5 protein-coding genes are annotated in these 3170 nt (G+C 70.4%); 2 read left to right on the forward strand and 3 right to left on the reverse strand.

Going from position 1 to position 3170, the window contains the following annotated elements; all coding sequences use genetic code 11:
• The coding region (locus EIO58_RS15030) for a DEAD/DEAH box helicase (RefSeq protein WP_164861753.1) at positions 1-1274 on the reverse strand (1274 nt) is incomplete at its 3' end.
• A 174-nt stretch (positions 1275-1448) separates the two neighbouring features.
• Between EIO58_RS15030 and EIO58_RS15035 the strand changes: the two genes are divergently transcribed.
• Positions 1449-2159 (forward strand): ferritin-like fold-containing protein, encoded by a 711-nt coding sequence (locus tag EIO58_RS15035; RefSeq protein ID WP_127820198.1) that lies wholly within the window; start codon positions 1449-1451, stop codon positions 2157-2159.
• 32 nt (positions 2160-2191) lie between these two features.
• On the opposite strand, the gene EIO58_RS15040 is transcribed toward EIO58_RS15035, so the two are convergent.
• Together EIO58_RS15040 and EIO58_RS15045 are read right to left on the reverse strand one after the other, a co-directional pair.
• Entirely contained in the window at positions 2192-2482 is a 291-nt protein-coding gene (locus tag EIO58_RS15040) for a hypothetical protein (RefSeq protein ID WP_127820199.1), read from the reverse strand.
• A 10-nt stretch (positions 2483-2492) separates the two neighbouring features.
• On the reverse strand, positions 2493-2717 hold the full coding sequence (locus EIO58_RS15045; protein WP_127820200.1) for a DUF3107 domain-containing protein: 225 nt from the start codon (positions 2715-2717) through the stop codon (positions 2493-2495).
• Between the two features lie 191 nt (positions 2718-2908).
• Here EIO58_RS15045 and EIO58_RS15050 point away from each other — a divergent pair.
• Positions 2909-3170 (forward strand): UvrD-helicase domain-containing protein (locus EIO58_RS15050; RefSeq protein WP_240658908.1); only part of this gene is annotated, 262 nt, incomplete at its 3' end.

The following is a 3170-nucleotide window of genomic DNA, read 5'->3' on the forward strand; positions in this document are numbered from 1 at the left end:
CGGCTGCGCGCCGGGCCGGCTGTCGCAGCCTCGGCCGCGGCATCCGTCGCCCTCTCGGGCTGGACGCGGACCGCCTGGGTCTTCGGCGCGGTCGCGATGCGGCCCTTCGTCCCCGCGGGGATGTCCAGGTCGGTGTAGAGGTGGGGGCTCGACGAGTACGTCTCGACGGGCTCGGGCTGGCCGAACTCGAGAGCCCGGTTGATGAGGGCCCACTTGTGGAGGTCGTCCCAGTCCACGAACGTCACGGCGATGCCGGTCTTGCCGGCGCGTCCGGTGCGGCCGGCGCGGTGCAGGTAGGCCTTCTCGTCGTCGGGGATCGTGTGGTTGATCACGTGCGTGACGTCGTCCACGTCGATGCCGCGCGCCGCGACGTCCGTCGCTATCAGCACGTCCTTCTTGCCGGCCTTGAACCCGGCCATCGAACGCTCGCGCGCCTCCTGGCTCATGTCGCCGTGGACGGCGCCCGCGTTGAACCCGCGGTCGTTGAGCTCGTCGACGAGCTTCTGCGCCGCGCGCTTGGTGCGCGTGAAGATCACCGTCTTGCCGCGACCGTCGGACTGCAGGATGCGCGCGATGACCTCGTCCTTGTCGAGCGAATGCGCACGGTAGACCAGGTGGCGGATGTTCGCCTGCGTGAGGCCCTCGTCGGGGTCGTTGGCGCGGATGTGGATCGGGTTCGACATGAACCGGCGCGCGAGGGCGACGATCGGCCCGGGCATCGTGGCCGAGAACAGCTGCGTGTGGCGCACGGCCGGCAGCTTCGAGAAGATCTTCTCGATGTCGGGCAGGAACCCGAGGTCGAGCATCTTGTCGGCTTCGTCGAGCACGACCTCGGTCGCGTTCGACAGATCCAGCAGGCGCTGGTTGCTGAGGTCGATGAGGCGGCCCGGTGTTCCGACGACGATCTGGGCGCCGGCCTTCAGCTGATCGATCTGCCCCTCGTACGCCTTGCCGCCGTAGATGGCCACCACGCTCGTCGAGCGGTTCGAGGTCAGCATGTCCATGTCTTCGTATACCTGCACGGCGAGCTCGCGCGTCGGCACCACGATGAGCGCCTTCACGCCGTGTGCCGGAGCGGCGCCCAGGCGCTGGACGACGGGGATGCCGAAGCCGAACGTCTTGCCCGTTCCGGTCTTGGCCTGCCCGATGATGTCCTGACCGGGAAGGCCGAGGGGGATGGTCTGCTCCTGGATGGGGAACGCGTCGATGATGCCCTTTGCGGAGAGCGTGTCGACGATGTCCTGATCGACGCCGAGGTCGGCGAAGGTCGTCACGATGTAAGCCTGTCCGGCAGTGAGATGCTGCCTGGTCCGTGCCCTGGCGCGGTGACGAATGCCCCTGCGCGGGCGGGAGTGCGATCCACGCCCTTCTCTCAGCCACAGGCGCGGGCGCCCCGATCCGACGCCGGGGCCGGGTCCCACGATACCGGACGCCTTAGGCTGTCAAGCGTGGTGAGGTGGTTCTGGCAGCGGCGCGAGCGGGGGCGCAAGCTCCAGCTCCGCTCGCGCGACGAGTTGAACGGCGCGAATCGCGTCGACTTCGAAGAGCTCGCGCCCGACATCGACACGTTCCTCGGTCAGGCCGCCTACCTCCAGCTTGGGTTCTTCGAGACACTGAGCGAGCTCATCCAGACGACCCCCGAGCTCGCCGAGAAGGAGGCCGTCTCGCGCGCCGCGGGCGCGGCGCTCACCAAGCACGAGGCGCTCGTCGCGCTCATTCGCGAGCGCGGCGACGACCCGACTGCCGTCATGGCGCCGTTCCGCGAGCCCCTCGACGCCTTCCGCACGGCGACGCACGGCGTCCGACCGCAGGAGACCATGCTGTCGGTGCACATCACGGCCGGCATGCTCGACGACTTCTACCTCGCGCTCTCGGCCAGCTACGGCGAGACCGGCGACCGGGTGGCGCAGATCCTCCAGGCCGACGACGACCGTCAGGCCATCGTCGACCTCATCGCGCTCGCCATCTCCGGCGATCTCGAGCTCAAGTCGCTTCTCGCGCTGTGGGGGCGGCGGCTCGTGGGCGACACGCTCCTCATCGCGCGCGCCGCGCTGCGTCCGACGACGCTGGGGACGGCGCATGAGAAGGTCGAGCCGGTGTTCACCGAGCTGATGGCCGCGCACTCGCGCCGCATGGACGCGATGGGCCTCGCCGCCTGACGCGCGGCGCGTTCCGCCGGTGGCCGGAGGGGTCAGCCGATTCCGAGGCGCTCGCGCTCGCGAGCATCGTGGGCCAGGCGGAGGCGCGAGGTGAGGAGGATCGCCGGATACGTGACGACGATCGGGACCACGAGCGCGGCCAGCCACGGCCACGGGGTGTCGACCCCGATGCCCAGCCACGTGAGGATCGTCCAGGCGAGCCCGGCCGACACCGCGCCGATCACGGGCGCGAGCACCACGCCGCGCGACAGGCGCTGGTGGAGCTGGAAGTGGATGCCGACGCCGATGACGGCGCCGATGATGAACGCGAGCAGGATCTGCATGGTCGTCGGCTCAGGCCACGAAGCCCACGCGGCGCGACTCCTCGGTGCCCAGCTCGATGTAGGCCAGTCCCGCGGTGGGGACGATGTAGGAGTTGCCCTTCGCGTCTGCGAAGGTGACGTGCGTGGCACCGGCGTCGAGTGCGGCGGCGATGGACTTCTTGACGTCGGCTGCCGGCTCGTTCGTCTCGAAGTTGAGCTCGCGTCCGGTGTTCGCGATGCCGATGCGGATCTCCACGTGACTGACCTCCTGCGCGGGGCGACGGTGTGTGTGCCGAAAGGCTGAGGGCTCCCCGGGCGCATGGCAACTCTACGACACCCCACCGGGGCCGCCGCCCGTCTGCGCGCGCCGGCAGGAACGCTCTGGGCGAACGCGCCGCCGCGGCCGGGTGGACGCCGATGTCGTCCCCGCGCGCTACCTTCGAGTGCATGCTGGCTGACGCGGGACTGGCTCCGGACCGAGCCTCGACGTACTCGCCGGATGCCGCGCAGAGGGCCGTCGTCGGGCTCCCGGCCGAGGCATCGGGAGTCGTCGTCGGGGCGCCCGGTTCGGGAAAGACCGCGACGCTCGTCGCGCGGGTCGCCGCCCTCGTCGAGGCGGGACTGGATCCCGACACGATCCTGGTGCTGACACCGTCGCGGCAGACGGCGACGGCGCTCCGCGACCGGCTGGGGCTCGCGATCGACCGCG

The organism is Microbacterium sp. CPCC 204701, from assembly GCF_004010105.1.
Classification (GTDB): domain Bacteria; phylum Actinomycetota; class Actinomycetes; order Actinomycetales; family Microbacteriaceae; genus Microbacterium.